Consider the following 25,029-nt stretch of genomic DNA (forward strand, 5'->3'; position numbering starts at 1 on the left):
GCCTCAAGCCTGTCCCGGCTGGGGCCGCATCCGCGTCGCCATCTCGTCGTGCCCGCGCTCGGCCAGCGCGTCGGCGGCGCCGAGGCGGTCGCGCACTTCCTTGTTCTGGCCGAGCTTGGACTTGCCCACCAGCGAGGTGACGGCGACTTCGATGCCGACGATGTTGCGCAGCATCGCGGCTATGTATTCAGGAGCCGAATCGGACATCTTCCAGGGCCGCGGCTCGGACGCCTCGTGGCGGCGCGTCAGGCGCGCCACCACGCCGCGCACGAAGCGCTCGTCGTCGCGCACGGTCAGCGTGCCGTGCGCGTGCACCACCTAGTAGTTCCAGGTCGGCACCTGGCGGTGCGCCTCGTGCTTGCTCGGGTACCAGTTGGGCGAGATGTAGGCCTCGGCGGCGCGGAAGATCACCATCACCGGCGCGCCATCGGCGCAGCGCTGCCACAGCGGGTTGGCGCGCGCCACGTGGGCGCTCAGCGTGCCCAGCGGGCCCACGCCCGCGTCGAACTCGAACGGCAGGTGGTCGGCGTCCAGCCCCTGCGCCGACTGCGTCACCAGCACGCCGAGCGGATGCTCGCGGACGATGCGTTCGATCACGGCGCGGTCGGCGATGGCGAAGTGAGGCGGGATGTACATGGATCAAGCCTTGGAAAGCAGGACCGCGCGGCCCGGGAAGGCCTTGCACAGCTTGGCGTCGGCCGAAACGAATGCCACGTCGAGGTACTCGGCCAGCGCCACGTATTCACAATCGTAGGCCGAGCATCCGCTGCGGTGGGCCAGGCGAAGCACGGCCAGCGTCGGAATGTCGAACTCGTTGTCCGCCACCAGCGCCTCGGCGCGCTGCGCGATGGCGGCCGCGTCGTCGAGTGTCAGCAGGCCCTGGCGCAGGTAGGTGGCCAGGATGTTGCGGAACTCGCTGCGCCACAGGCGCGGCACCGCCCACTGTCCATCGTCGAGCAGCCAGCGCTCGGCCGCTTCGCTGTACGTGCCGGGCAGGTACAGGTAGGCCAGCAGGTTGACGTCCGCGACGATCACGCGCGCCCCGCGCGCTTGAAGCGGGTGATGTCTTCGGGTTCGAACGCGCCGCGCTTCAGGCCGGCGCGCAGCTCGCGGGCCTGGGCCAGATGCTCCAGTGCCGTCGCGCGCCGGGGCAGCAGCGTGTTTTCCAGGCAGGCGATCGCCTCGCTGTTCAGGCTGCGGCGGTTCTGTTCCGCCGAGGCCTTGAGCTGCTCGTAGACGGCATCCGGGATGCCTTTGAGCGTGATGGTGGTGGGCATGGGGCCTCCTTCTGCGATGGAACCATTGTGGTTCCATTGTGGAGGCTAGTCAAACCCGAACCGCCGCAGCGTGCCGGTCCGGCGTCGCGTCGTGACGGGCATCACGCCGGGACACCTCCGCAGCCGAGCGTGTAGGAAAAAATCCGACACGCGCCATGGTCGAAAGTGGACTCAAGCCACGGAGATGGGCCGATGTTGCGGGCCAGTTGCGCTCTTCAGAATCCGTTCCATGCCGTCGCGAATGACGGTCACCAGAACGAACAACCGAGCCAACGCAAGCCATGAACGCCGACCAGATCCTCACCGAAATCCGCGAAGCCAACCTGTCGTACCTGATGCTGGCGCAGAGCCTGATCCGCGCCGACCGCGAGCAGGCGCTGTTCCGCCTGGGCATCAGCGAGGACACCGCTGCGATGATCGCGCTGCTGACCCCGGCGCAGATGATGAAGATCGCAGCCGGCAACACGCTGCTGTGCAAGTTCCGCATGGACGACGACCTGGTCTGGGGCCTGCTCACCAGCCACGGCAAGTCGGCCGCCAACGACACCACCAGCCGCCTGCACGCCGCCATCCTGATGGCCGGCCGTCATCAAGAGGCGGCCTGATCATGGCGCGCGTCAAGTCCATCCTCACCGAAGCCAGGCAGATCGAGCGGGCCGTCACGCTGATCCAGCTCGGCGCGCGGCTGCAGGTGCTGGAGTCGGAGACCGATCTGTCCTACGAACGCCTGCTGCGTTTGTACAAGGAGGTCTCCGGCAAGTCGCCCAGCAAGGGCCAGTTGCCGTTCTCGACCGACTGGTTCATGACCTGGCAGCCCAACATCCACGCCAGCCTGTTCCTGAACATCCACGAGTACCTGAACAAGGCCGCCGAGCTGGACGAGATCGACACCGTCATCAAGGCCTACCAGCTCTACCAGGAGCAGACCTCGGCGCAGGGCCTGGAGGCGCTGCTGTCGGTGACGCGCGCCTGGCGCCTGGTCAAGTTCGTCGACAACGGCATGCTGACCATGACGAAATGCTCCAAATGCGGGGGCCAGTTCGTGTCCCACCCGCACGAGATTGCGAAACACTACGTCTGTGGCCTGTGCAATCCGCCGGCCCGCGCCGGCAAGGGCCAGGCGGCCGGCGCGATCCGGATGGGCGCCCACTGAACACTGAAGTTTGCGCCGCGTCCGGCCGATAACGGACGCACGATCGTTCTCTTGCTTGTCTCCTCCTGGCACGCCCCCGGGTGCCTTCAACGCGGATCCCTCGGGATCCGCGCTTTTCTTTGCGGCGCCGTCTTTGCACGCCTTCGGCCACTCAAGCCCCGCGACGACCCTGCCGATAAGGTGGCGAAGCTGCTGCGTTCCTTGCCGCGGCGCCACACGAGAAATCAGCGGGAAGCCATGTTCGTCATCATCGGTTGGTTCGTCGCGATGGGGTGCATCTTCGGCGCCTACATCGTCCACGGAGGCAACATCGGCGTGATCCTCCACGCCCTGCCGACGGAAATGCTCGCCATCCTAGGCGGGGCCACCGGCGCCTTCGTGGTCGCCAACCAGCCCAAGGTGGTGAAGGCCACGCTCGGCAGCCTGGGCGGCGTGTTCAAGGGCTCGAAGTACACCAAGTCGCGCTACATGGAGCTGCTCGCGCTGCTCTACGACATCCTGCAGAAGGCGCGCAAGGAAGGCCTGATGGCCATCGAGAAGGACGTCGACGAGCCGCAGGCCTCGGCGCTGTTCCAGAAGTACGCCACCGTCGGCAGCGACCACCACGTGGTCGAGTTCGTCACCGACTACCTGCGCATGATGGTCTCGGGCAACCTCAACGCGCACGAGATCGAGTCGCTGATGGACAGCGAGATCGAGACCCACCACCACGAGGCGCACGCGCCGGCCGCCGCGGTGGCGCGCCTGGCCGGCGCGCTGCCGGCCTTCGGCATCGTGGCCGCGGTGCTGGGCGTGGTGAACACGATGGGCTCGGTGGGCCAGCCGCCGGCGGTGCTCGGCGGCATGATCGGCTCGGCGCTGGTCGGCACCTTCCTGGGCATCCTGCTCGCCTACGCGGTGGCCGAGCCGCTGGCCGGCCTGATGGAGCAGAAGTGCGACGAAGGCTCCAAGGAGCTGCAGTGCATCAAGACCACGCTGCTGGCCAGCATGCAGGGCTACGCGCCGCAGGTGGCGGTGGAGTTCGGCCGCAAGGTGCTGTACTCCACCGAGCGGCCCACCTTCACCGAACTCGAAGGCCATGTGAAAGGGAAGAAATAAATGGCCGGCGACAGCAAGAAGCTCCAGCCCATCATCATCAAGCGCGTCAAGCGCAGCGGGCATGGACACCACGGCGGCGCCTGGAAGATCGCCTACGCCGATTTCGTGACGGCGATGATGGCCTTCTTCCTGCTGATGTGGCTGCTCGGCTCCACCACCGAGGGCGACAAGAAGGGCATCGCCGACTACTTCAACTCGCCGCTGAAGATCGCGATGCTGGGCGGCTCGGGCTCGGGCGATTCGTCGTCCATCATCCGCGGCGGCGGCGCCGACCTGTCGCGCAGCGACGGCCAGGTCAAGCAGGGCGAGATCGACGCGAAGAAGCGCGCGCTGAACCTGCAGGCGCTCAAGGCCGAGCAGCGGCGCGCCGAGATGATGCGGCTGCAGGCCATCAAGGACAAGGTCGAGGACGTGCTCGCCGCCAACCCCAAGCTGGCCGCGATGCGCTCGCAGATCCGCCTGGACATGACCGCCGACGGCCTGCGCATCCAGATCGTCGACGAGCTGAGCCGCGCGATGTTCGACAGCGGCAGCGCGGTGGTGCAGCCGCACATGCGCGAGCTGCTGCACGAGATCGGCGCGGTGCTCGCCGACGTGCCCAACCGCCTGACGCTGGAAGGCCACACCGACGCGCAGCGCTACGCCGGCGGCGACCGCGGCTACGGCAACTGGGAGCTGTCGAGCGACCGCGCCAACGCCTCGCGGCGCGAGCTGGTGGCCGGCGGCCTGCCCGACGAGCACGTGCTGCGCGTGCAGGGCCTGGCCTCCAGCCAGTTGATCGAGCCCGACAACCCGGCCGGCCCGGCGAACCGCCGCATCAGCATCATCGTGATGAACCGCGAGGCCGAGGAGCGCATCCTGAAGCCCGCCGTGCCCGCCGTGCCGGCCGAGCCCGAGCCGGGCTCAACTTTCACGCTGTCCGCCCGATAAACACCCGAGCCAGTCTCCACGAGGCCCGCCATGAGCACTGCCAGCGACCTGAAATTCCTGATCGTCGACGACTTCTCCACCATGCGCCGCATCGTGCGCGGCCTGCTCAAGGAAATGGGCTGCCACAACGCCGAGGAGGCCGAGGACGGCGCCGTGGCGCTGCAGATGCTCAGGAACGCGAAGTTCGACTTCGTCGTCAGCGACATCAACATGCCCAACATGAACGGCTTCGAGCTGCTCGGCGCGATCAAGAAGGACGAGGCGCTGAAGCACCTGCCGGTGCTGATGGTCACCGCCGAGGCGCGCAAGGAAGACATCGTGCGCGCCGCGCAGGAAGGCGCGGCCGGCTACATCGTCAAGCCCTTCACCAAGGCCACGCTGGAAGAGAAGGTGCAGAAGATCATGCAGAAGCTCGCCGCCACCGTCTGAGCGGCCGCCGCCGACCCCGGAGAACCAGAACATGAAGATGGACGATCTCCGCGAGCTCGCGCCGCCGACGGCCGGCGGGGCCTCGGCGGACGTGTTCCAGCAGCTCGGCCTGCTGACGCGCCAGTTGCACGACACGCTGACGCAGCTCGGCGTGATGCCCAGGCTGCAGCTCGCCGCCGACGGCCTGCCCGACGCGCGCAGCCGGCTCAGCTACATCGCCAGCAAGACCAGCGACGCCGCCAACAAGGTGCTGAACTCGGTCGACCAGGCGAAGGCCGACCATGCCCGCATCAGCGGCGAGACGCGCCGCATCGCCGAGGCCATCGTGCGCGACCCCGTCAAGGCCGTCGCCTCGGGCGCGGTGCTGAACTTCGTCGGCGAGGTCGAGGCCGCCACGGCGAGCATAGACCGGCACCTGACCGACATCATGCTGGCGCAGGACTTCCACGACCTCACCGGCCAGGTGGTGGCCAAGGTGGTCACGCTCGCCACCGAGCTGGAAGACAGCCTCGTCAAGCTGCTGATGCAGGCCGCGCCGCCCGAGCAGGCGCACAAGGTCGAGACGGCCGCGCTGCACGGGCCGGTGGTCGACCCGCAAGGGCGCGCCGACGTGGTGCAGAACCAGGCCGAGGTCGACGACCTGCTGGCCTCGCTCGGCTTCTAGTGTTCTAGGTCCGCACGCGCAGGATGGCGGCGAAGTAGGCCGCCAACTCTTCCCGCGCCGCCAGCGGCAGCACGTGGCCGACATACTGGTCGGGGCGCACGACGACGATGCAGCCAGCCGCGCGGTCGATGCCGCGCAGCGCGAAGACGTCTTCGCCGCGCTTCGTGTCGGCGCAGAACACCTTTTCGTAGTCGGTGAGCCCGTAGCGGCCCACGCGCGGGCGCAGCAGCGTCGGCATGGCGCCGTATTCCAGCGCGCGGAAGTCCTGCGGGAAGACCGCTCGCACGTCGATCACCGCGTCCACGTCCTCGCCCGGCGCCGTGTGGCGGCGCAGCGGCGAGGCCGCGTCGTGCTCCAGCCAGTCGCACAGGGCGGCGACGGCGCCGCCGCGGCCGCCGGTGTCGCCGGCCGGGGCGAAGACGAACAGGCGGAAGCGCGCATCGGCCTCGATGCAATGGCCCAGGTGCATCGGTTTGGCGTCGGCCAGGCGGACGACGGGCGCGGAGTGGAAGCGCTTGCCGATGGGCAGGCCGGCGGCCAGGTGCTGGTGCGTGGGCGCGCCGGTCAGCGCGCTGCGCTCGTACTGGATGGTCAGCCCGCAGGTGAAGGGCAGGTTGGCGACGAACTCGCGCGCCACGCGCGGCAGGCCGTCGGCGGCGTCGTCTTCGCTGCGCGCGCCGACCACGCGCGCCCACTTGTGGTCGAACTCCACCAGCCCCTGCGCCGCGGCGCGGCGCTCGCCGGAATAGCTGTGCAGCAGTGCCGCGTCGGCGCGGCCGGTCAGCACCGAGATCAGCTTCCAGCCCAGGTTGAAGGTGTCGCCCATCGACACGTTCATGCCCTGGCCGGCCTTCGGGCTGTGGGTGTGGCAGGCGTCGCCGGCCAGCATCACGCGCGGCGCCCGGGTGGCGACCTGGGCGGCGGGCACGTCGTCGAACTTGTCGGTCAGGCGGTGGCCGATCTCGTAGATCGACCACCACACCACCTCCTTCACGTCGAGCGCGAAGGGCCGGAAGATGCGCTGCGCCTTGGCGATGATGTCGGCCGCGCCCATGCCGCGATCGGCCACGCGCTCGTGCTCGCCCAGCGCGTCGAGTTCCACGTACAGGCGCACCAGGTGCCCGCCCTCGCGCGGCAGCACCATCAGGATGCCCTCGTCCTTCGAGCGCACGAAGGATTTCATGCGCCAGTCGGGGAAGTCGGTCGTGGCCAGCACGTCCATCACGCCCCAGGCCTGGTGCGCCGCGTCGCCGTGCAGCGCGCCGCCGATGGCGCCGCGCACCGCGGAGCGCGCGCCGTCGCAGCCGACCACGTAGTTGGCGCGCAGCGTCGCGCGCTGGCCTTCGCGGTCCGGTGCGGTGTGCTCCAGCGTGACGGTGACGGGGTACTCCGCGGCCGCCGTGTCGATGGCCAGGTCGACCACCTTCAGGCCGTAGTCGGGCTCCAGCCGGGTGGGCGAGCGCCGCATCAGGTCGAGGAACATGTCGTGCACGCGCGCCTGGTTGATCAGCACGTGCGGCATCTCGGAGATGCCGTCGGGCACGTCCTGCACGCGGGCGACGCGGGCCAGCGCCGCGTCCGCGCCCGGCGCCCAGAAGGTGGTTTCGTTGATCCACACCGACTCGCGCATCACCTTCTCGCCGAAGCCGAAGGCCTGGAACATCTCCATCGAGCGCACGCTGATGCCGTCGGCCTGGCCCTTCTCCATCGGCGCGAGCTTGGGCTCGACCAGCATCGTGCGGATGCCCGGCACGCGCGCGAGCTGCGCGGCCAGGCACAGGCCGGCGGGGCCCGAGCCGGCGATCAGCACGTCGACCGTGTCCGGCAGCGGGTCGCCGGGGCGGCGCCGGCCGGGCGCGGCGGGGTGCACATCGGGGTCGCCGGGCACGAAGCCGTTGACGTGGAATTGCATGCTGTCTCCTGGAGGGTGATTGCCGCTGGGATGGCTAACGATAAGTATACTTATCAATCACGTCAAGTACCGTCGAGCCCTCGAAAGGAGATGGCGATGGACAGGATCGAGATGGCCGGGCACCTGATCCGGCGGCTGCACCAGCAGTCGACGCAGGTTTTCCAGGCGCGCACGCAGGAGGCGGGCTTCGAGCTGACCTCGGTGCAGTTCGCCGCGCTCGACGGCATCGCCCAGCAGCCCGGCATCGACCAGGCGAGCCTGGCCGCCGCGATCGGCTTCGACCGCGCGACGATCGGCGGCGTGATCGAGCGGCTGGAACTGAAGGGCCTGCTCGAGCGCATCGTCAACGCGCAGGACCGGCGCGCGCGGCAACTGCGGCTCACGCCCGAGGGCGAGCAGGTGCTGGCCGACTGCCGCCCGGTGGTGGAGGGCCTGCAGGCCGAGATCCTGGGGCCGCTGACGCGCGCGGAGCGGGCGGCGTTCCTGGCGCTGGCGCGCAAGGCGCTGGGGCTGGCGCCGGCGCGGCGGCGCTGACCCGTCCACTGCGTCACACCGCGCCGCCCGGGCGCCGATAAGCGCCCCTTTTTGCCGCCTCTTCCGGCTCAAGTTCCGCCACCCGGCCGGAACAATGGCCTGGCCCCCTGCCAACGGGGCGTCACGCCATGGCCAACCAGGACTCCCAGGACCGCACTCTTCCCGCCTCGGCGCGCAAGCTGCAGAAAGCGCGCGAGCAGGGCCAGGTGCCGCGCTCGCGCGACCTGGGGCACTTCGCGGCCATCGCGGTGGGCGGCTCGGCGCTGGTGGTGGCCATGCCCTGGGCCACGGGCTGGCTGAAGGCGCGTGTCGCGCAGGCCTTGCAGTTCGACGCGCGCAGCGTCGCCCAGCCGCAGGCGATGCTCGAGCGGCTGTCGGAGCTGAGCGCCGCGACGCTGTGGATGGTGCTGCCGCTGGGCCTGCTGCTGTCGCTGGTGGCCATCGGCGTCAGCGTCGCCTCGGGCGGCTGGAACTTCACGCTCAAGCCGCTGAAGCCGAAATTCGCTTTCCTGGACCCGATCGCCGGCGTCGGCCGGCTGTTCGCCAAGCAGCAGCTCGTCACCGCGCTGAAGGCCTGCGCGCTGGCGCTGATCCTCGGCACGACAGGCGCGCTGTACCTGAAGTCGCACGTCGGCGACTTCGTCGCGATGCTGGGCATGAGCCTGCCGCAGGCGCTGGAGTCGGGTGCCGGCACGCTGCTCGGCGGCCTGGCGCTGCTGGTGCTGGCGCTGGCCGGCTTCGCGGCGGTGGACGTGCCGCTGCAGCGCAAGCTGCTGGCCGACAAGCTGAAGATGAGCCACCAGGAGGCCAAGCAGGAGCACAAGGAGGCCGAGGGCAACCAGGAGGTCAAGGGCAAGCAGAAGGCCCGGATGCGCGAGGCCTCGCGCCGCCGCATGCTGGCCGCCGTGCCCAAGGCCGACCTGGTGGTGATGAACCCGACGCACTACGCCGTCGCGATCCGCTACGAAGACGGCAAGATGAGCGCGCCGCGCGTGGTCGCCAAGGGCGTCGACCTGCTCGCGCTGAAGATCCGCGACATCGCCAAGGAATCCAAGGTGCCGGTGCTGCAGTCGCCGGCGCTGGCGCGTGCGCTGTACGCGCATACCAAGCTCGACCACGAGATCCCGCAGGCGCTGTTCGCCGCGGTGGCGCAGGTGCTGGCTTACGTCTACCAGTTGCGCGCCGCGCTGGCCGGCCGCGGCCCGGCGCCCGGCGAACTGCCCGAGCTGCCGGTGCCGCCCGAGCTCGACCCGCATAACCAGGGCGTTGCCGACATGGAGCTCGACGAAGAATGAACCCGCTCGTGCACAAGCTGCAGGCGCTGATCGGGCCCGACGGCCGCGCGCTGCGCGCGCTGATGGCGCCCATCGCGGTGGTGATGATCCTGGCGATGATGGTGCTGCCGCTGCCGGCCTTCGCGCTGGACGTGCTGTTCACCTTCAACATCGCGATGGCGCTGATGGTGCTGATGGTGGCGGCCTACATGATCAGGCCGCTGGACTTCGCCGCCTTCCCGACGGTGATCCTGCTGACCACGCTGCTGCGCCTGTCGCTGAACGTCGCCTCCACGCGCGTGGTGCTGATGGAGGGCCACACCGGCCCGGGCGCGGCCGGCAAGGTGATCGAGTCCTTCGGGCACTTCCTGATCGGCGGCAACTTCGCGGTCGGCCTGATCGTGTTCGCGATCCTGGTGGTGATCAACTTCATCGTCGTCACCAAGGGCGCCGAGCGCATCGCCGAGGTCGGCGCGCGCTTCACGCTCGACGCGATGCCGGGCAAGCAGATGGCCATCGACGCCGACCTGAACGCCGGCCTGATCGACGAGAAGGAGGCGCGCCGGCGCCGCCAGGAAGTCGGCGACGAGGCCGAGTTCTTCGGCTCGATGGACGGCGCCAGCAAGTTCGTGCGCGGCGACGCGATCGCCGGGCTGCTGATCCTGTTCATCAACATCGTCGGCGGCTTCGTGATCGGCGTGGCGCAGCACGGGCTGACGGCCTCCGACGCGGCCGACAGCTACATCCTGCTGGCCATCGGCGACGCGCTGGTGGCGCAGATCCCGGCGCTGCTGATCTCGGTGGCCGCGGCGATGGTGGTGTCGCGCGTCGGCAAGGAGCACGACGTCGGCAGCCAGATCGCCCGCCAGGTGTTCGGCTCGGCGCGCGGCCTGGGCATCACCGCCGCCATCATCGGCGCGCTCGGGCTGGTTCCGGGCATGCCCAACCTGGTGTTCATCACGCTCGGCTCGGCGCTGGGCTACGCCGCCTGGTGGATGAAGGAGCGCGAGCGCCGCGCGAAGGAGCGCGAGCCGGTGCGCCCGGCCGAGGCGGCGCAGGCCAACCCCGAGGCCACCTGGGACGACCTTCAGCCGGTCGACACGCTGGGCCTGGAGGTGGGCTACCGCCTGATCGCGCTGGTCGACAAGACGCGCCAGGGCGACCTGCTGGCGCGCATCAAGGGCGTGCGCAAGAAGTTCGCGCAGGACATCGGCTTCCTGCCGCCGCCGGTGCACATCCGCGACAACCTCGAGCTCAAGCCGAGCGCCTACCGCATCGCGCTGCGCGGCGCGGTGGTGGGCGAGGGCGAGGCCTATCCAGGCATGCTGCTGGCCATCAACCCGGGCGGCGCGAGCACCAACCTGATCGGCACGCGCACCGTCGACCCGGCCTTCGGCCTGCCCGCGGTGTGGATCGAGGAGCGCCAGCGCGAAGCGGCGCAGATGGGCGGATTTACCGTCGTTGATTGCTCGACCGTGGTGGCGACCCATCTCTCACACTTGATGCAACTCCACGCCGCCAAGCTGCTCGGCCGCGTCGAGACGCAGCAACTGGTCGAACACGTGACCAGGCTGGCCCCGAAGCTGATCGAAGACGTCGTGCCCAAGATGGTCGGAATCGCCACCCTGCAAAAAGTCCTCCAGTTGCTGCTGGAGGACGGCGTGCACATCCGCGACATGCGCTCCATCGTCGAGTGCCTGGCCGAACACGCCGCCACCGTCACCGACCCGGCCGAGCTGGCGCGCCGCATCCGCGTGCACCTGGCGCCGGCGATCGTGCAGCAGATCTACGGGCCGGTGCGCGAGCTGGACGTGATCGCGCTCGAACCCGAACTGGAGCGCCTGGTGACGCAGGCGCTGAACTCGCCGCACGGCGCGGTGCTCGACCCCGGCGTGGCCGACACGCTGGCGCGCAGCGCCGCCGAGACCGCCAAGCGCCAGGAAGACCTGGGCGTGCCGGCCTGCCTGCTGGTGCCCGACCTGATCCGCGCGCCGATGGCACGCCTGCTGCGCCGCGCCGCGCCGCGCCTGCGCGTGCTCGGCCACAGCGAGATTCCCGACACCCATTCGATCCGCATCGGTTCCGTCATCGGAGGCGCCGCATGAAGTGCGAAAGAGGGGCCCCGCGCAGCGGGGGTCGCAGCACGCAATGCGGTGCAGGTGCCGACCTCGCCGCGGAGACGAACACCGATCGGTTTGCCGGAGGCACCGCATGAACAACTGCAAACGCTTCACCGCCCGCAACTCGCGCGAGGCCCTGACCCTGGTGCGCCAGGCCTTCGGCGAAGACGCCGTGGTGCTGTCCACCAAGCCCTGCGCCGAAGGCGTGGAGGTGCTGGCGATGGCGCCCGAGGGCATGGCGCACATCGAGCAGATCTCCGCGTCGGCGCCCAAGGTGTCGGCGCCCGCGGTGCGGCAGACGCCGCCGGCGCGCCAGGGCAGGAGCCTGGCCGAGCGCCTCGAGCCCGAGGCCACGCCGGTGGAGGACGACGTGCGCAAGCTCTCGATGAGCACGCTGTCGTTCCAGGACTTCGTGCGCGAGCGCATGCTCAAGCGCCGCCAGGAGGCGATGAGCGAGGCCTCGCGCTTCCCCGACGACGCGGTGGCCCTGCCCATCGTCGGCTCGCACGCCGAGGTGCCGCCGCTGCCGGCCGCGCCGGCGGCGGAACGCCCCGGCGCGCTGCAGCAGCGCATGAACGCCGCTGCAACGGTGGTGCCCGCCGCTGCCGCCACGCCCGCCGCGACGACGGCCCGGCCGGCCGCCAGCGTGCCGGTGCTGCACGACACGCCCGCCGCCGAGGCCGCCGCGCCGGCCGCCGCGCGCCGCGACCACGACGAGATGCTCAAGGAGCTGCGCCGCGTGAAGGACCTGATCGAAGAGCGCTTCGGCGCGCTCGCCTTCATGGAGAAGCTGCAGCGCCAGCCGGCGCAGGCGCGCCTGACGCAGCGCCTGCTCGACGCCGGCTTCTCGCCCGCGCTGATCCGCAAGCTCGCCGAGGCGATGCCGCACGAGGTGTCCGACGAGGCCGGCTGGGCCGCCTCGGTGCTGGAGCGCAACCTGCTCACCGGCGAGGCCGACGGCGCGCTCGAAGACCGCGGCGGCGTCTACGCGATGATCGGCGCCACCGGCGTCGGCAAGACCACCTCCACCGCCAAGATCGCCGCCGCCTTCGCCGCGAAGTACGGCGCCAACAACCTCGGCCTGATCACGCTGGACGCCTACCGCCTGGGCGCGCACGAGCAACTGCGCGCCTACGGCCGCATCCTCGGCGTGCCGGTGCACACCGCGCACGACCGCGCCTCGCTGGAAGACCTGCTGGAGCTGCTGGCGGGCAAGAAGATGGTGCTGATCGACACCGCCGGCATGGCGCAGCGCGACAGCCGCACGCGCGAGCTGCTCGACATGCTGCAGCACCGCGCCATCCAGCGCCTGCTGGTGGTCAACGCCGCCTCGCAGGGCGAGACCATCGAGGACGTGCTGATCGCCTACCGCGCCGCGAGCTGCGCGGGCGTCGTGCTCTCCAAGCTCGACGAGGCCGTCAAGCTCGGGCCGGCGCTGGACGCGCTGATCCGCCACAAGCTGAAGGTGGTGGGCGTGGCCAACGGCCAGCGCGTGCCGGAAGACTGGCACCGCCTGTCGGCCAACGCGCTGACGCACCGCGCGCTGCGCGGCGGCGGCAGCTCGAGCTACAAGCTCGACGCCGCCGACGTCAACCTGGTCTTCGCCGCGCCGCGCAGCGGCCTGCTGCACGCCGCCGCCGCGCACTGAACGCCGGCATCCATCCCCTGACGACGACTCACCTGCTTTCGCTCCCGACGATGCGCGATCTCGATTCCCGGCCCCTGCCGCTGGACCAGGCCGACGGTCTGCGCCGGCTGTTCGCACGGCAGCGCGTGAAGATGATTCCCGTGGTGTGCAACCCGCACATCGCCTTCGGCGGCGTGATGCTCGAACGCCTGTGCACCGGCTTCACCGAACTGGGCCTGCACGTGCTGGTGGTCGACGCTTCCGAGCGCGCCGGCGCGCCGTCCGAGCTGGCGCTGATGGACCTGGCCGACGCGATCGAGCCGCTGTCGCAGGGCGTGTCGTACCTCGCGGCGCGCGGGCTGGCGATCCGCCACGTCGACGCCACCGGCTCGACGGCGCCCTTCCTCGCCGCGCTGGCCGACGCCGCGCCGCGCGCCGAGGTGATCCTGGTGCACGCGCCGGCCACCGAGCTGGCGCGCCTGTTCGCGCGCGGCGCCGAGCTGGCGCGCCGCAGCGGCGACGAGGCCGCGCTGGTGCGCCCGCTGCTGCTGGCCGACGACCGGCCGGCCAGCGTGACGCATGCCTACGCCGCGCTCAAGCTGCTGACGCAGCGCGCCGGCCTGGTGGTGCACGAGCTGATGCTGGCCGCCGCGCCCGGTTCGCCGCGCGCCGAGCGCATCGCGATGCAGCTCGCCACCTGCGCCGACGACTTCCTGGGCGCGGTGCTGCGCGACTGGGTGCGCGTCGACCCCGCCACCGACGCGGCCGAGCCGCCCGACGAGGCGCTGCGCCGCTGGGTGCGCGAGACCCTGCACCCCGACGCCGCGCAGGCCCTGGCGATGGCGGCGCACGGCGCCGGCCGGCCGCCGCAGCGCGCGCAGGCGAACCGGGCCATGAACCGATGATCACGGAGCAGACGATGTACACCGCCAAGGGCCGCCTCGACCTCGACTCGATGCTCAAGCAGTACAGCCCGCTGGTGCGGCGCCTGGCCCACCAGATGATCGCCAAGCTGCCGGCCAACGTGGAGCTGGACGACCTGATCCAGGTCGGCATGATCGGCCTGGCCGACGCGCTGAGCCGCTTCGACGAGGCGCAGGGCGTGCAGTTCGAGACCTTCGCGACGCAGCGCATCCGCGGCGCGATGCTCGACGAGCTGCGCGGCAACGACTACCTCTCGCGCGGCACGCGCAAGCAGCAGCGCTCGATCGAGGGCGCGGTGCACAAGCTCGAGCAGAAGCTCGGCCGCGCGCCGGCCGAGAGCGAGATCGCGCGCGAGATGGGCATGAGCCTGGTCGAGTACCAGGAACTGCTCGGCAAGGTGCGCGGCACGCAGCTCGTCTACCTGGAGGACATGAGCGGCGACGACGGCGACAACGACTACCTCGACCGCCACGTCGCCGACGAGCAGGCCAACCCGCTCGCGCAACTGCAGGATCACCGCATGCGCGCGGCGCTGGTCGAGGCCATCAAGCACCTGCCCGAGCGCGAGCAGTACGTGATGTCGATGTACTACGAGCACGACATGAACCTGAAGGAGATCGCGGCGGTGCTGAAGGTCACCGAGTCGCGCGTCTGCCAGTTGCACAGCCAGTCGATCGCGCGGCTGCGCGTCAAGCTCAGGGAATACTGATGGCGCTGCGCTGGCCGTTGCCGGCGCTGCTGGCCTGGGGCGCGTGCTGGGCGCTGTTCGCCGCGCTGTCGCGCACGGCGGCGCCGTTGCCGGTGGCGTTGGCGCTGGCAGCCGTGCTGGGGCTCGCGCTGGCGCTGCCGGCGGCCACGCGCTGGCGGCGGGTGTTCGTCGCGGCGGGCTTTCCGCTGTCGCTGGCGGTCTCGGGCCTGGGCGCGGCCGTGCCGGGCTGGGCCTGGCTGCTTGCGCTGGCGCTGCTGGCGCTGATCTACCCGCTCGACGCCTGGCGCGACGCACCGATGTTCCCGACGCCGGCCGGCGCGCTGCGCGGCCTGGCCGCGCTGGCGCCGCTGCCCGAGGGCGCTCGCGTGCTCGACGCCGGCTGCGGCCTCGGCGACGGCCTGCGCGAGCTGCACCGCGAATATCCGCGGGCGCAAATCGAAGGCGTCGAATGGAGCTGGCCGCTGCGGCTGGCCTGCGCGCTGCGCTGCCGCTTCGCGCGCGTCACGCGCTGCGACTTGTGGGCATCCGACTGGTCGCGATTCGACCTGGTCTATCTGTTCCAGCGCCCCGAGAGCATGACGCGCGCCATCGAGAAGGCGCGCCGCGAACTGCGCCCCGGCGCCTGGCTCGCCAGCCTGGAGTTCGAGGTGCCGGGCTGGCGGCCCGCTGCCGTGATGCGCGACAACGGCCGCAAGCCGGTGTGGTTGTACCGGATGCCGACCTAGCCGCGCGGCCGGCTACGATGACGTCCCATCGTGGCCGACGACACCGAAGACACCCACCTCCCGCCCGGCGAGCAGCCGGCGCTGCTGCAGGCCGTGCGGGCGCTGCTGCAGCCGCTGGCGCGGCTGGCGGTGGCGCGCGGCCTGGCGCATGCGACGGTCGGCGAGATGCTGCGCGCCGCCTTCGTCGAGGAGGCGCACGCCGCCTACCCGCAACTGCACGAACACCGCCGCGTCAGCCGCATCAGCGCGGCCACCGGCATCAACCGGCGTGAGGTGACGCGCCTGCTCGCGGCACGGCAGCGCCGCGGCGCGCCGGCGCGCTCCTACCCGAGCGAGCTGTTCGCGCGCTGGACCACGCACCCCGACTACCTCGACGCCGACGGCCGGGCGCGCCCGCTGCCGCGGCTGGGCGACGCGCCGAGCTTCGAGGCGCTGGCGCAGTCGGTGACGCGCGACATGCACCCGCGCAGCCTGCTCGAAGAGCTGATCCGCCTCGGCCTGGCCGAGCACGACGAGGAGGCCGACAGCGTCACGCTGCTGCGCAGCGCCTTCGTGCCGCGCGGCGACGACGCGCGCATGGTGGGCCTGCTCGCGGCCAACCTCGGCGACCATTTCCACGCGGCGGTCGACAACGTGCTCGGCGCCGCCCCGGCGCACTTCGAGCAGGCGTTGTATGCCGATGGCCTGTCGGACGAATCGCTGGCGCAGTTGCGCGAGCTGGTGACGCAGCAGTGGCTGGCGCTGACCGCCGCGCTGGTGCCGCGCATCGAGAAGATGATCGCCGACGACGATGCCGCCGGCATCGGCGGCCGCGCCGGCGCCGGCAACCGCGCGCGCATCGGCCTGTACAGCTACCAGGCGCCGCCGGAGCCGGCGCCCGCGCCGGCGCGGCCGGTCGCGCGGCGAACGGCGCGGCGTCGCGGTGGAGCGGTGGAATGAGGCACCGTCTCGCGGGTCTCGTGCTGGCGCTGGCCGCCGCGGCGGCGGGCGTCGTGGCCGGCTGCGGCGGCGGCGTCGGCGTCGGGGGCACCGGCTCCTACGTGGCCGCGCCGATCGAAGGTTTCGGCTCCATCTTCGTCGGCGGCATCGAATACGACGACAGCGCGGCCGCGGTGTTCGACGACGATGGCGCGCCCGCCGCGCGCGAGCGCCTGCAGCTCGGCATGCGCGTCGCGGTCGACGGCGGCGAGATCGGCGGCAGCGACGGCGCGCCGGTGGCGCGCGCGCAGCGCATCCGCATCCTCACCACCATCGCCGGCCCGTCCGCGGCGGTCGACGCGGCCGCCGGCACGCTGGAGGTGTTCGGCCAGCAGGTGGCCGTCGATGCCTACACCGTCTTCGACGCCGGCTTGCCCGACGGGCTGGCCAGCGTGGCCGCGGGCGACGTGCTGGAGGTGCATGCCAGCCACGACGCCGCGGCGAAGCGCTATGTCGCCTCGCGCATCGCGCCGCGCGGCGGCGCGCCCGGTGCCTACCGCGTGCGCGGGCCGGTGCAGGACCTGGACAGCGCCGCGCGGCGCTTTCGCGTCGGCGCCGCGCTGTTCGCCTACGAAGGCGCGCAGCCGCTGCTGGCCGAGGGCGCCTGGCTCAGCGTGCAGGCGCGCACGCAGGGCGCGGCGGGGCGCTGGATGGCCAGCGCGGTGTCGGCTGGCACGCATGCGCTGCCCGATGCCGGTCGCGTCAAGCTGCGCGGCACGATCACACGCTACCGCTCCGACGCCGATTTCGACCTCGATGGCCAGCGCGTCGACGCGCGCGGCGCGGCCTTCGACGGCCGCCCGGGCGAACTGGCGCCGGGTCGGGCGCTGGCGGTCGAGGGCCGCGCCGTCGACGGCGTGCTGCTGGCGAGCCGGCTGCGGCTCGACGAGCGCGGCAGCCCGCAGGGCCATCTCACGCTGCATGGCCGCATCGCCGCGCTCGACACGGCCCGGCAGACCTTCTCGGTGCGCGGTGCCCGGGTGTCCTACGCCGGCCCCGGCGTGCAGTTCGAGCGCGGCGGCGTCGCCGACCTCGCCGACGGCCGCGCGGTGACGGTGCGCGCCGTCTCCACCGGCCACGGGCCGCTGCTGGAGGCGCGGCGCATCAGCTTCGACTGACGGCCCGCGCGCCGCGCGCGTTCAGCCCAGCCGCGCCCGGTGCCGCGCCACCTGCGCGCGCACCTGCGCCGGCGCGGTGCCGCCCAGCGCCTGGCGCGCGTCCAGCGAGCCGCGCAGCGTGAGCACCTCGAACACATCCTCGGCGATTGCCGGGTGGAAGCCCTGCAGCGTGGCCAGCGGCAGCTCGGCCAGGTCCACGCCCTGCGTGATCGCCACCTTCACCGCGTGCGCCACCGCCTCGTGCGCGTCGCGGAAGGGCAGGCCCTTCTTGACGAGGTAGTCGGCGAGATCCGTCGCGGTGGCGTAGCCGCGCCGCGCGGCGCGTTCCATCGCCTCGGGCTTGACCGTGATGCCGCCCACCAGCTCGCAGAAGATGCGCAGCGTGTCGCGCAGCGTGTCGGCGGTGTCGAACAGCGGCTCCTTGTCTTCCTGGTTGTCCTTGTTGTAGGCCAGCGGCTGGCCCTTCATCAGCGTCAGCAGCCCCATCAGGTGGCCGACCACGCGCCCGGTCTTGCCGCGCGCCAGTTCGGGCACGTCGGGGTTCTTCTTCTGCGGCATGATCGACGAGCCGGTGCAGAAGCGGTCGGCCAGGTCGATGAAGCCGAAGTTCTGGCTCATCCACAGCACCAGCTCCTCGCTGAAGCGGCTGACGTGGATCATCGTGAGCGACGCGGCGGCGCTGAACTCGATCGCGAAGTCGCGGTCGCTCACCGCGTCGAGGCTGTTCTGGCACACGCTGGGCCTGCCGGCGTCGTCCACCATGCCCAGCGTCCTCGCGACGCGCTCGCGGTCCAGCGGATAGCTGGTGCCGGCCAGCGCGGCGCTGCCCAGCGGCAGGCGGTTGGTGCGCCGGCGTACGTCGGCGAAACGCTCGGCGTCGCGCGCGAACATCTCGACGTAGGCCAGCAGGTGGTGGCCGAAGCTCACCGGCTGCGCCACCTGCAGGTGCGTGAAGCCGGGCAGGATCACCTCGGCGTTGGCGTCGGCCAGCCCGACCAGCGCGCGTTGCAGCTCGATGAGCAGCGTCGAGAGACCGTCGATCTCGTCGCGCAGCCACAGCCGCACGTCGGTGGCCACCTGGTCGTTGCGCGAGCGCCCGGTGTGCAGCCGCTTGCCGGCGTCGCCGACGAGCTGCGTCAGGCGTGCCTCGATGTTCAGGTGCACGTCTTCCAGCGCCAGCTTCCACTCGAAGCGGCCGGATTCGATCTCGGCCGTGATCTGCGCCATGCCGCGGCGGATGTCGGCCAGGTCGCCCGCGCCGATCACGCCCTGCGCGGCCAGCATCTCGGCGTGCGCCAGGCTGCCGGCGATGTCGGCCTTCCACAGCCGCCGGTCGAAACCGACGCTGGCGGTGTAGCGCTGCACCAGCTCGCTCATCGGCTCGGAGAACAGCGCCGACCAGGCCTGGGATTTCTTGTCGAGTTGGTTGGAGGAGGACATGGCGGTGCGGCAGGCGCAACAAGGCGTGAACAGGGGAGGCGCGCGCAAGCGAATCGGCGCCGCGTTTGGCGACAATCAGCGCTGCGCCGCGATTCTATTCGGCGCCCCTCCCATGCCCACCGAACCCAGCGCCCTGACCGCCCCGTCGTCACCCGCCGATGCGCGCAGCACCGGCTTCGGCAGCACGCTGCTGGACACGCTGATGCCCGGCGAGGGCGGCGCGGCGCGGCGCGCGCCGGCCTCGGTGTTCGACGTCTGCCATGCCGGCGTGGTGCTGCGCGCGCTGCTGGTGGTGGAGGCGGCGGTCGGGCTGGCCACGCTGTTCGTCGCCGCCGATTTCGAGGCCTGGTCGCTGCGCTTCGCCTCCGCCTCGGCGGTGGCGGTGCCGGCGCTGCTGATCTGGCTGAGCGCGGCCTGCCTGCTCAAGCGCCCGCTGGGCGTGCTGGTGCCCTGGCTGCGCTGGACGGTCGCCATGGCGATGGGCGCGCTGGCGGCGCTGCTGCCGGCGCTGCTGGTGCAGTCGCTGGGCCTGGACATGCTGGGCGCGCACCCGCTGCTGGGCCCGCTGGCGGCCGGCGCGGCCGGCGCCGCGGCGGTCTACGGCTGGCTGCAACTGCGCGCGCGCGCGCTGCTGCCGGCCGACACCACCGCGCGGCTGGCGGAGCTGCAATCGCGCATCCGCCCGCACTTCCTGTTCAACACGCTGAACACCGCGCTGGCGCTGGTGCGCGTCGACCCGGCGCGCGCCGAGGGCGTGCTGGAAGACCTGGCCGAACTGTTCCGCGTGGCGCTCACCGACATCGGCGAATCGGTCTCGCTGGCCGAGGAGGTGGAACTGGCGCGCCGCTACCTCGCGATCGAGCAGGTGCGCTTCGGCTCGCGGCTGAACATCGTGTGGGAGCTCGACGAGGCGGCGGGCCAGGCGCGCGTGCCGCCGCTGCTGCTGCAACCGCTGGTGGAGAACGCGGTGCGCCACGGCGTGGAGCCCGCCGCCGAGGGCGGCACGGTGCGCATCCGCACGCGCGTGAAGATGGGCCGCGCGCAGGTGGTGATCGCCAACACCGTGCCGGCCACGCCCTCGCAGCCCGGCAGCGGCATGGCCTTGAAGAACGTGCGCGAGCGGCTGCACCTGATGCACGACATGGCGGCGCAGTTCGAGGCGCGGCGGGTCGAGGGGGCGTTCCGCGTGCAACTGGTCGTGCCGCTATGAGCGAGGTGCTGCGCGTGCTGATCGTCGACGACGAGGAACTCGCGCGGCTGCGCCTGCGCACGCTGGTCGGCGACTGCCGCGACGTGCCGGCCGGCGTGGTCGGCGAAGCGGCCAACGCGGTGCAGGCGGCCGACTTCATCGCCGCGCACGGCTGCGACCTGGTGCTGCTCGACGTGCACATGCCGGGCCTGGACGGCATGCAGTTCGCGCAGCGGCTGCGCGCGCAGGGCGAGGCGCCGGCGATCGTGTTCGTCACCGCGCACGCCGAGCACGCCTTGCAGGCCTTCGAGCTGGAGGCGGTGGACTACCTCACCAAGCCGGTCAAGCGCGAGCGCCTGCAGGCGGCCTTGCAGCGTGTCGCGCAGCGTTTGCAGCGGCCGGGCGGCGCGGCGGCGCCGGCGGGCAGCGACGACGTGCTGGTCGTCAGCGACCGCGGCCGCGTGATGCGCGTGCCGGTGGCCGAGGTGCTGTACCTGAAGGCCGAGCTGAAGTACGTGACGCTGCGCACGGCCTCGCACAGCCACGTGCTCGACGACTCGCTGGCCGAGCTGGAATCGCGCCTCGGCGAACGCTTCCTGCGCGTGCACCGCAACGCGCTGGTGGCGCGCGCCGCGGTGCGCGCGCTGGAGCGCCGCATGCTCGCCGGCGAAGGCGACGACGAAGGCGGCGAGGGCTGGGCGGTGCGCGTGGCGCCGGTGGACGAATGGCTGGCCGTGTCGCGCCGCCAGCTCGCCGCGGTGCGCGAGGCGCTGGTGGCGGCGGGGCGTTGAGGCGCACGGGCATGAAGCTGCACCGCATCTGGTTCGACCCGCCGCACCTGCGCTGGGGCCGCGTGCTGTGGACGGTGGCGATCGCCACCGCGCTGCTGGCGCTGTGGCTGGCGCAGCGGCGCGGCCTGTTCGACGAGCCGCCGCCGCAGCACGCCGCGCCGCCGGCCTCGCCGGTGGCGAGCGTCGTCGCGATGGCGTCGCGGCGCGCGGCGTCGGCGCCGATTGCCGCGCCGGCCGTGGCGAAAGCCTCGGCACCGGCCGCGGCGGCTTCGTCTGTCGAGATCGTCTGCGGGCTGGGCGAGGTGAGTTTCGATCCGAACGACCAGAAGCAGGCCGAGCGCGCTGCCCGGGAAGCGCTCGACAAACTGGAGGCGCACCGCCAGCGCGTGCTGCCCGGCTGGCTGGAAGAGATGAAGTCGAGCACCGACGAACAGGTGCAGGCCGGTGCGTGGTTTCTCGAAACGCAGCGTGAGTGGGTCCAGCGCTTCGAAGCAGGCAAAGGCAGCGCGCCGCTCGAAAGCCTCGACGAATTGGCCCGCCTTGCGGAGCGCTCGCGCGACCCGTTGCCCTATGCGCTGGCTTTTCAGGCCTGCGAGATGTTCCGCGATCGAGTCGCTGCGCCGGCGTGCGCTGCGTTGCGCGTCGAATCCTGGGCCGAGCGCGATCCCTCCAACGCGTTCGTGTGGATCAGCGCGGCGGGCCAGCAGGGGTTGGACCCTGCCCGGCGCAGTCAGTATGTCGAACGAGCGCTTGCCGCCGAGTCGATGCGCGGCAACTGGGGCGCGATGCACCGCGTGCTGGCCAAGGCGGCGCCGCCCAGCGAAGCCCCGCTCGACCGCAGCGTGCGATTCTTCGAGGGCGCGGCGGCCGATGCCTTCGTCGGCGAACTGCAGGTGGTGAACGCCCACTGTGGCGACGCCGCGTTGCGCCAGGGCGAGCGGCGCCAGCAGTGTGAACGCCTTGCCGCTTTCCTGGCGGACAAGGGAGACTCCGTACTGAGCATCACCGTCGGCACCGGCATCGGCCGCCGGCTCGGCTGGTCGGAGGACCGGCTCGCACGCTACCAGCGTGAAAGGGAGGCACTCACGGACTTGCTGCCCCCCGAGATTGCTTCCTCTGGTTGCGACGGCCTCGCCCGCGCCGAGGCCTATTTCGCCGACGTCGCCAAGTACGGCGAACTCGGCGCGCTGCGCCGCCGCCGGCAAGCCGCCCGCTGACCCCTCAGCCGGTATTGCGCAGCCCCGCCGCCACCCCGTTGATCGACAGGTGGATGCCGCGCTTGACGCGGTCCATGCCAGGGTCGTCGTCGCGTCCGGCGCGGTAGCGGCGCATCAGCTCGACCTGCAGGTGGTTCAGCGGGTCGAGGTAGGGGAAGCGGTGCTCGATCGAGCGCGCCAGCGAGGGGTTGGCCGCCAGCCGGTCGCGCTCGCCGGTGATCAGCGCCAGCGCGTCCTGGGTGCGCTGCCACTCGGCGCGCACCAGCCCGAAGATGCGCTTGCCCAGGCGCTTGTCTTCCACCAGCTCGACGTAGCGCGCCGCGATGCCCAGGTCGCTCTTGGCCAGCACCATGTCGAGGTTGGACAGCAGCGTGCGGAAGAACGGCCACTGCCTGTGCATCTTCTGCAGCAGCGCGAGCCGCTCCCGGCGCGCCTTCGCGTCCGTGCCCAGAAACGCCTCGATCGCCGAGCCGAAGCCGCACCAGCCCGGCAGCGCCACGCGGCACTGGCCCCAACTGAAGCCCCAGGGGATCGCGCGCAGGTCCTCGATCGCGCGGGTGGCCTTGCGCGAGGCCGGCCGCGAGCCGATGTTGAGGTCGGCGATCTCGCGGATCGGCGTCGCGCTGAAGAAGTAGTCGGTGAAGCCGGGCGTCTCGTACACCAGCTTGCGGTAGGCGGCGTAGCTCGCCGCGCTGATCGTGTCGGCCGCGTCGAGAAAGGCCTTGGGCGCGCTCTTGGTCGGGTGCAGCAGCGTGGCCTCCAGCGTGGCGGCCACCAGCGTCTCGAGGTTGCGCAGGCCGATCTCGGGGTGGGCGTACTTCGAGGCGATCACCTCGCCCTGCTCGGTCAGGCGGATCTGGCCGTTCACCGTGCCCGGCGGCTGCGCCAGGATGGCCTGGTAGCTCGGGCCGCCGCCGCGCCCCACCGTGCCGCCGCGGCCGTGGAACAGGCGCAGCGTGATGCCGTGCGCGCGCTGCAGTTCCTCGAACAGCGCCACCAGCGCGATCTCGGCGCGGTACAGCTCCCAGTTGCTGGTGAAGGTGCCGCCGTCCTTGTTGCTGTCGCTGTAGCCGAGCATCACGTCCTGCTCGGCGCCCGAGGCCTTCACCATCGCGGCCACGCCGGGCAGCGCGTAGAAGGCGCGCATGATGGGCTCGGCATTGCGCAGGTCTCCGATGGTCTCGAACAGCGGCACGACGATCAGGTCGCTCACCGCGCCGCGAGGCGCGGACTCCTGCCCTTCGCCGTCGTTCGGCTCGCCGCGCAGCAGGCCGGTTTCCTTCAGCAGCAGCAGCACTTCGAGCAGGTCGCTCACGTCTTCGGTGTGCGAGATGATGTAGTGGCGTATCGCCTCGCGGCCGAAGCGCTGGTGCATGCGCGCGGCGGTCTCGAAGATCGCCAGCTCGCTTTGCGCATGCTCGCTGTAGCGCGCCGCGCGCACGCGCAGCGGCCGCGCGTCGTTCAGCAGGCGCAGCAGCAGGTCGCGCCGCGCCGCTTCGTCGAGATTCGAATAGCCGGGCTCGATGCGCGCGGTGCGCAGCAGCTCGGCCACCACGGCCTCGTGCTTGTCGGAGCTCTGGCGCAGGTCGACCGTGGCGAGGTGGAAGCCGAACACCTGCACCGCGCGCATCAGCGGCGCCAGGCGCGGGCCGATCAGCGCCGCGGCGTGGTGCGAGCGCAGCGAGGCCTCGATCACCTTCAGGTCGGCGAGGAACTCTCCCGCGTTCGGATACGGGTGCTGCGGCGCCACCGCGTGGCGCAGCGCCTCGGTGCCGGTCAGCTCGTGCAGCGTGGCGGCCAGCCGCGCATAGATGCCGATCAGCGCGCGGCGGTAGGGCTCGTCCTCGCGGTGCGCGTTGTGGTCGGGCGAGCGCTCGGCCAGCGCCTGCATCGCCGGCGTCACCGGCGCGAGCAGCGCCGACATCGACAGCTCGGCGCCCAGCACGTGCACTTCGGTCAGGTAGTGGCGCAGCACCGTCTCGCCCTGGCGGCGCAGCGCGAGCTGCAGCGTCGCCGCGCCGACGAAGGGGTTGCCGTCGCGGTCCCCGCCGATCCACTGGCCCATGCGGAAGAAGGGCGCGATCTCGTGGCCGGGCAGCGCGCGCTCGATCTCGCCGTACAGGCGCGGAATCTGGCGCAGGAAGGTGGCGTGGTAGTAGCTCAGCGCGTTCTCGATCTCGTCGGCCACGCTGAGCTTGGCGGTGCGCAGCATGCGCGTCTGCCACAACTGCGTGACGCGGGCGCGGATCAGCGCCTCGTTCTCGGCGCGCTCGCGCTCGCCGCGCAGCTCGTCGCGCGCGCCGATCAGCTCGGCGATCGCGCGCTCGGCGCCGAGGATGCTCTGGCGCTGCACCTCGGTCGGGTGCGCGGTGAGCACCGGGCTGATGTAGGCGTGGCGCAGCATGCGCACGATCTCGTCGGCGCGGATGTCGGCGGCGGCCAGGCGCTCGAAGCTCATCGCCAGCGAACCCTCCTGCAAGTGGCCCGCGTGCTCGTGGTGCTCGCGGCGGCGCACGTGGTGGCGGTCTTCGGCGATGTTGGCCAGGTGCGAGAAGTAGCTGAAGGCGCGGATCACGCTGACCGTCTGGTCGTTCGACAGGTTCTTCAGCAGCCGGTCGAGCGCGCGGCCGGCCTGCGCGTCGCTCTTCAGGCGATAGGCCACCGAGAGCTGGCGCACGCGCTCGACCAGGTCGAAGGCCTCCTTGCCCTCCTGCTCGCGGATGGTGTCGCCCAGGATGCGGCCGAGCAGGCGGATGTCCTCCACCAGCGGGCGGTTCTTGTCGGCGGCATCCGCGGCGGCGGCGCGGCGCGTGGGCTTGTTCATCGAACTTCTCCGGCTTCGTAACTCGGTTACGCCGGACGATGCTAGCAGCCGCGCCCCGGCGCGCGGCGCGGACGCAAGACGCGCGCCTGCTAGCAT

The 25,029-nt window shown here is 71.6% G+C and carries 23 protein-coding genes and 1 pseudogene; 18 read left to right on the top strand and 6 right to left on the bottom strand.

The window, feature by feature from the left end; translation table 11 throughout:
* Positions 1 to 3: 3 nt before the first annotated feature.
* The 3 genes and pseudogenes from QM792_RS05815 to QM792_RS05825 form a co-directional block, all read right to left on the bottom strand.
* A pseudogene (locus QM792_RS05815) lies at positions 4 to 636 on the bottom strand (FMN-binding negative transcriptional regulator).
* A 3-nt stretch (positions 637 to 639) separates the two neighbouring features.
* Entirely contained in the window at positions 640 to 1,035 is a 396-nt protein-coding gene (locus QM792_RS05820) for a type II toxin-antitoxin system VapC family toxin (protein WP_415148397.1), read from the bottom strand.
* Entirely contained in the window at positions 1,032 to 1,277 is a 246-nt protein-coding gene (locus QM792_RS05825) for a FitA-like ribbon-helix-helix domain-containing protein (RefSeq protein ID WP_415148398.1), read from the bottom strand. The genes QM792_RS05820 and QM792_RS05825 overlap by 4 nt, the downstream gene beginning before the upstream one ends.
* A 281-nt stretch (positions 1,278 to 1,558) precedes the next feature.
* Between QM792_RS05825 and flhD the strand changes: the two genes are divergently transcribed.
* From flhD to QM792_RS05855, 6 genes are all read left to right on the top strand, one after another.
* Positions 1,559 to 1,882 carry a flagellar transcriptional regulator FlhD gene (flhD, locus tag QM792_RS05830; RefSeq protein ID WP_415148400.1) on the top strand — a complete coding sequence of 108 codons (324 nt, stop codon included), beginning with the start codon at positions 1,559 to 1,561 and terminating at the stop codon, positions 1,880 to 1,882.
* Positions 1,883 to 1,884: 2 nt separating this feature from the next.
* Positions 1,885 to 2,430: a flagellar transcriptional regulator FlhC gene (gene flhC / locus QM792_RS05835; protein WP_415148402.1), complete on the top strand. Its 546-nt coding sequence runs from the start codon at positions 1,885 to 1,887 to the stop codon at positions 2,428 to 2,430.
* A 237-nt stretch (positions 2,431 to 2,667) separates the two neighbouring features.
* Positions 2,668 to 3,528, top strand: coding sequence for a flagellar motor stator protein MotA (motA, locus tag QM792_RS05840; RefSeq protein WP_415148404.1), 861 nt, complete (start codon positions 2,668 to 2,670; stop codon positions 3,526 to 3,528).
* Positions 3,529 to 4,458, top strand: a complete 930-nt coding sequence (gene motB, locus QM792_RS05845; protein ID WP_415148406.1) for a flagellar motor protein MotB — start codon at positions 3,529 to 3,531, stop codon at positions 4,456 to 4,458.
* 30 nt (positions 4,459 to 4,488) lie between these two features.
* Positions 4,489 to 4,887 carry a chemotaxis response regulator CheY gene (gene cheY / locus QM792_RS05850; RefSeq protein ID WP_415148407.1) on the top strand — a complete coding sequence of 133 codons (399 nt, stop codon included), beginning with the start codon at positions 4,489 to 4,491 and terminating at the stop codon, positions 4,885 to 4,887.
* A gap of 31 nt (positions 4,888 to 4,918) precedes the next feature.
* Positions 4,919 to 5,551, top strand: a complete 633-nt coding sequence (locus QM792_RS05855) for a protein phosphatase CheZ (RefSeq protein ID WP_415148409.1) — start codon at positions 4,919 to 4,921, stop codon at positions 5,549 to 5,551.
* 4 nt (positions 5,552 to 5,555) lie between these two features.
* Here QM792_RS05855 and QM792_RS05860 read toward each other — a convergent pair whose 3' ends face one another.
* Positions 5,556 to 7,463, bottom strand: coding sequence for an FAD-dependent monooxygenase (locus QM792_RS05860; protein WP_415148411.1), 1,908 nt, complete (start codon positions 7,461 to 7,463; stop codon positions 5,556 to 5,558).
* Positions 7,464 to 7,559: 96 nt separating this feature from the next.
* Between QM792_RS05860 and QM792_RS05865 the strand changes: the two genes are divergently transcribed.
* The 9 genes from QM792_RS05865 (at position 7,560) to QM792_RS05905 (ending at position 17,472) form a co-directional block, all read left to right on the top strand.
* Positions 7,560 to 7,997 carry a MarR family winged helix-turn-helix transcriptional regulator gene (locus tag QM792_RS05865; protein ID WP_415148413.1) on the top strand — a complete coding sequence of 146 codons (438 nt, stop codon included), beginning with the start codon at positions 7,560 to 7,562 and terminating at the stop codon, positions 7,995 to 7,997.
* Positions 7,998 to 8,125: 128 nt separating this feature from the next.
* Positions 8,126 to 9,292: a flagellar biosynthesis protein FlhB gene (locus QM792_RS05870; protein ID WP_415148415.1), complete on the top strand. Its 1,167-nt coding sequence runs from the start codon at positions 8,126 to 8,128 to the stop codon at positions 9,290 to 9,292.
* Positions 9,289 to 11,376: a flagellar biosynthesis protein FlhA gene (gene flhA, locus QM792_RS05875; RefSeq protein ID WP_415148417.1), complete on the top strand. Its 2,088-nt coding sequence runs from the start codon at positions 9,289 to 9,291 to the stop codon at positions 11,374 to 11,376. Before QM792_RS05870 ends, flhA begins: the two co-directional genes overlap by 4 nt.
* A gap of 106 nt (positions 11,377 to 11,482) precedes the next feature.
* Entirely contained in the window at positions 11,483 to 13,039 is a 1,557-nt protein-coding gene (flhF, locus tag QM792_RS05880) for a flagellar biosynthesis protein FlhF (RefSeq protein ID WP_415148419.1), read from the top strand.
* A gap of 50 nt (positions 13,040 to 13,089) precedes the next feature.
* Positions 13,090 to 13,923, top strand: a complete 834-nt coding sequence (locus tag QM792_RS05885; RefSeq protein ID WP_415148421.1) for a flagellar biosynthesis protein — start codon at positions 13,090 to 13,092, stop codon at positions 13,921 to 13,923.
* Positions 13,924 to 13,937: 14 nt separating this feature from the next.
* The gene (locus tag QM792_RS05890) at positions 13,938 to 14,651 is read left to right on the top strand and encodes an RNA polymerase sigma factor FliA (protein WP_415151590.1); all 714 of its coding nucleotides are present in this window, start codon (positions 13,938 to 13,940) and stop codon (positions 14,649 to 14,651) included.
* Entirely contained in the window at positions 14,651 to 15,376 is a 726-nt protein-coding gene (locus tag QM792_RS05895) for a class I SAM-dependent methyltransferase (RefSeq protein ID WP_415148423.1), read from the top strand. The genes QM792_RS05890 and QM792_RS05895 overlap by 1 nt, the downstream gene beginning before the upstream one ends.
* A 30-nt stretch (positions 15,377 to 15,406) precedes the next feature.
* On the top strand, positions 15,407 to 16,315 hold the full coding sequence (locus tag QM792_RS05900; protein ID WP_415148424.1) for a DUF6502 family protein: 909 nt from the start codon (positions 15,407 to 15,409) through the stop codon (positions 16,313 to 16,315).
* Positions 16,312 to 17,472: a DUF5666 domain-containing protein gene (locus QM792_RS05905; RefSeq protein ID WP_415148425.1), complete on the top strand. Its 1,161-nt coding sequence runs from the start codon at positions 16,312 to 16,314 to the stop codon at positions 17,470 to 17,472. Before QM792_RS05900 ends, QM792_RS05905 begins: the two co-directional genes overlap by 4 nt.
* A gap of 21 nt (positions 17,473 to 17,493) precedes the next feature.
* On the opposite strand, the gene argH is transcribed toward QM792_RS05905, so the two are convergent.
* Positions 17,494 to 18,912 carry an argininosuccinate lyase gene (argH, locus tag QM792_RS05910; RefSeq protein ID WP_415148427.1) on the bottom strand — a complete coding sequence of 473 codons (1,419 nt, stop codon included), beginning with the start codon at positions 18,910 to 18,912 and terminating at the stop codon, positions 17,494 to 17,496.
* Positions 18,913 to 19,024: 112 nt separating this feature from the next.
* On the opposite strand from argH, the gene QM792_RS05915 reads away from it, so the two are divergent.
* The 3 genes from QM792_RS05915 to QM792_RS05925 are packed head-to-tail and all read left to right on the top strand — an operon-like array spanning position 19,025 to position 22,109.
* On the top strand, positions 19,025 to 20,122 hold the full coding sequence (locus QM792_RS05915) for a sensor histidine kinase (protein ID WP_415148428.1): 1,098 nt from the start codon (positions 19,025 to 19,027) through the stop codon (positions 20,120 to 20,122).
* A complete protein-coding gene (locus QM792_RS05920; RefSeq protein WP_415148429.1) occupies positions 20,119 to 20,892 on the top strand; it encodes a LytR/AlgR family response regulator transcription factor in 774 nt (257 codons plus the stop codon). Before QM792_RS05915 ends, QM792_RS05920 begins: the two co-directional genes overlap by 4 nt.
* 11 nt (positions 20,893 to 20,903) lie before the next feature.
* Positions 20,904 to 22,109: a hypothetical protein gene (locus QM792_RS05925; RefSeq protein WP_415148430.1), complete on the top strand. Its 1,206-nt coding sequence runs from the start codon at positions 20,904 to 20,906 to the stop codon at positions 22,107 to 22,109.
* Positions 22,110 to 22,113: 4 nt separating this feature from the next.
* Here the strand turns inward: QM792_RS05925 and ppc are convergent, their stop codons facing one another.
* The gene (gene ppc, locus QM792_RS05930; RefSeq protein WP_415148431.1) at positions 22,114 to 25,029 is read right to left on the bottom strand and encodes a phosphoenolpyruvate carboxylase; all 2,916 of its coding nucleotides are present in this window, start codon (positions 25,027 to 25,029) and stop codon (positions 22,114 to 22,116) included.

Origin of the sequence: Piscinibacter sp. (genome assembly GCF_047600445.1) — a bacterium.
In the GTDB taxonomy this organism is placed as follows: Bacteria; Pseudomonadota; Gammaproteobacteria; order Burkholderiales; family Burkholderiaceae_C; genus Piscinibacter.

Coding starts and splice junctions, on each gene's coding strand:
- QM792_RS05920 (WP_415148429.1), top strand. CDS start 20,119: ATGAGCGAGGTGCTGCGCGTGCTGATCGTCGACGACGAGGAACTCGCG.
- motB (WP_415148406.1), top strand. CDS start 3,529: ATGGCCGGCGACAGCAAGAAGCTCCAGCCCATCATCATCAAGCGCGTC.
- flhF (WP_415148419.1), top strand. CDS start 11,483: ATGAACAACTGCAAACGCTTCACCGCCCGCAACTCGCGCGAGGCCCTG.
- QM792_RS05885 (WP_415148421.1), top strand. CDS start 13,090: ATGCGCGATCTCGATTCCCGGCCCCTGCCGCTGGACCAGGCCGACGGT.
- QM792_RS05860 (WP_415148411.1), bottom strand. CDS start 7,463: ATGCAATTCCACGTCAACGGCTTCGTGCCCGGCGACCCCGATGTGCAC.
- cheY (WP_415148407.1), top strand. CDS start 4,489: ATGAGCACTGCCAGCGACCTGAAATTCCTGATCGTCGACGACTTCTCC.
- flhD (WP_415148400.1), top strand. CDS start 1,559: ATGAACGCCGACCAGATCCTCACCGAAATCCGCGAAGCCAACCTGTCG.
- flhC (WP_415148402.1), top strand. CDS start 1,885: ATGGCGCGCGTCAAGTCCATCCTCACCGAAGCCAGGCAGATCGAGCGG.
- ppc (WP_415148431.1), bottom strand. CDS start 25,029: ATGCTAGCAGGCGCGCGTCTTGCGTCCGCGCCGCGCGCCGGGGCGCGG.
- motA (WP_415148404.1), top strand. CDS start 2,668: ATGTTCGTCATCATCGGTTGGTTCGTCGCGATGGGGTGCATCTTCGGC.
- QM792_RS05890 (WP_415151590.1), top strand. CDS start 13,938: ATGTACACCGCCAAGGGCCGCCTCGACCTCGACTCGATGCTCAAGCAG.
- QM792_RS05925 (WP_415148430.1), top strand. CDS start 20,904: ATGAAGCTGCACCGCATCTGGTTCGACCCGCCGCACCTGCGCTGGGGC.
- QM792_RS05905 (WP_415148425.1), top strand. CDS start 16,312: ATGAGGCACCGTCTCGCGGGTCTCGTGCTGGCGCTGGCCGCCGCGGCG.
- QM792_RS05870 (WP_415148415.1), top strand. CDS start 8,126: ATGGCCAACCAGGACTCCCAGGACCGCACTCTTCCCGCCTCGGCGCGC.
- QM792_RS05825 (WP_415148398.1), bottom strand. CDS start 1,277: ATGCCCACCACCATCACGCTCAAAGGCATCCCGGATGCCGTCTACGAG.
- QM792_RS05915 (WP_415148428.1), top strand. CDS start 19,025: ATGCCCACCGAACCCAGCGCCCTGACCGCCCCGTCGTCACCCGCCGAT.
- QM792_RS05895 (WP_415148423.1), top strand. CDS start 14,651: ATGGCGCTGCGCTGGCCGTTGCCGGCGCTGCTGGCCTGGGGCGCGTGC.
- argH (WP_415148427.1), bottom strand. CDS start 18,912: ATGTCCTCCTCCAACCAACTCGACAAGAAATCCCAGGCCTGGTCGGCG.
- QM792_RS05855 (WP_415148409.1), top strand. CDS start 4,919: ATGAAGATGGACGATCTCCGCGAGCTCGCGCCGCCGACGGCCGGCGGG.
- flhA (WP_415148417.1), top strand. CDS start 9,289: ATGAACCCGCTCGTGCACAAGCTGCAGGCGCTGATCGGGCCCGACGGC.
- QM792_RS05865 (WP_415148413.1), top strand. CDS start 7,560: ATGGACAGGATCGAGATGGCCGGGCACCTGATCCGGCGGCTGCACCAG.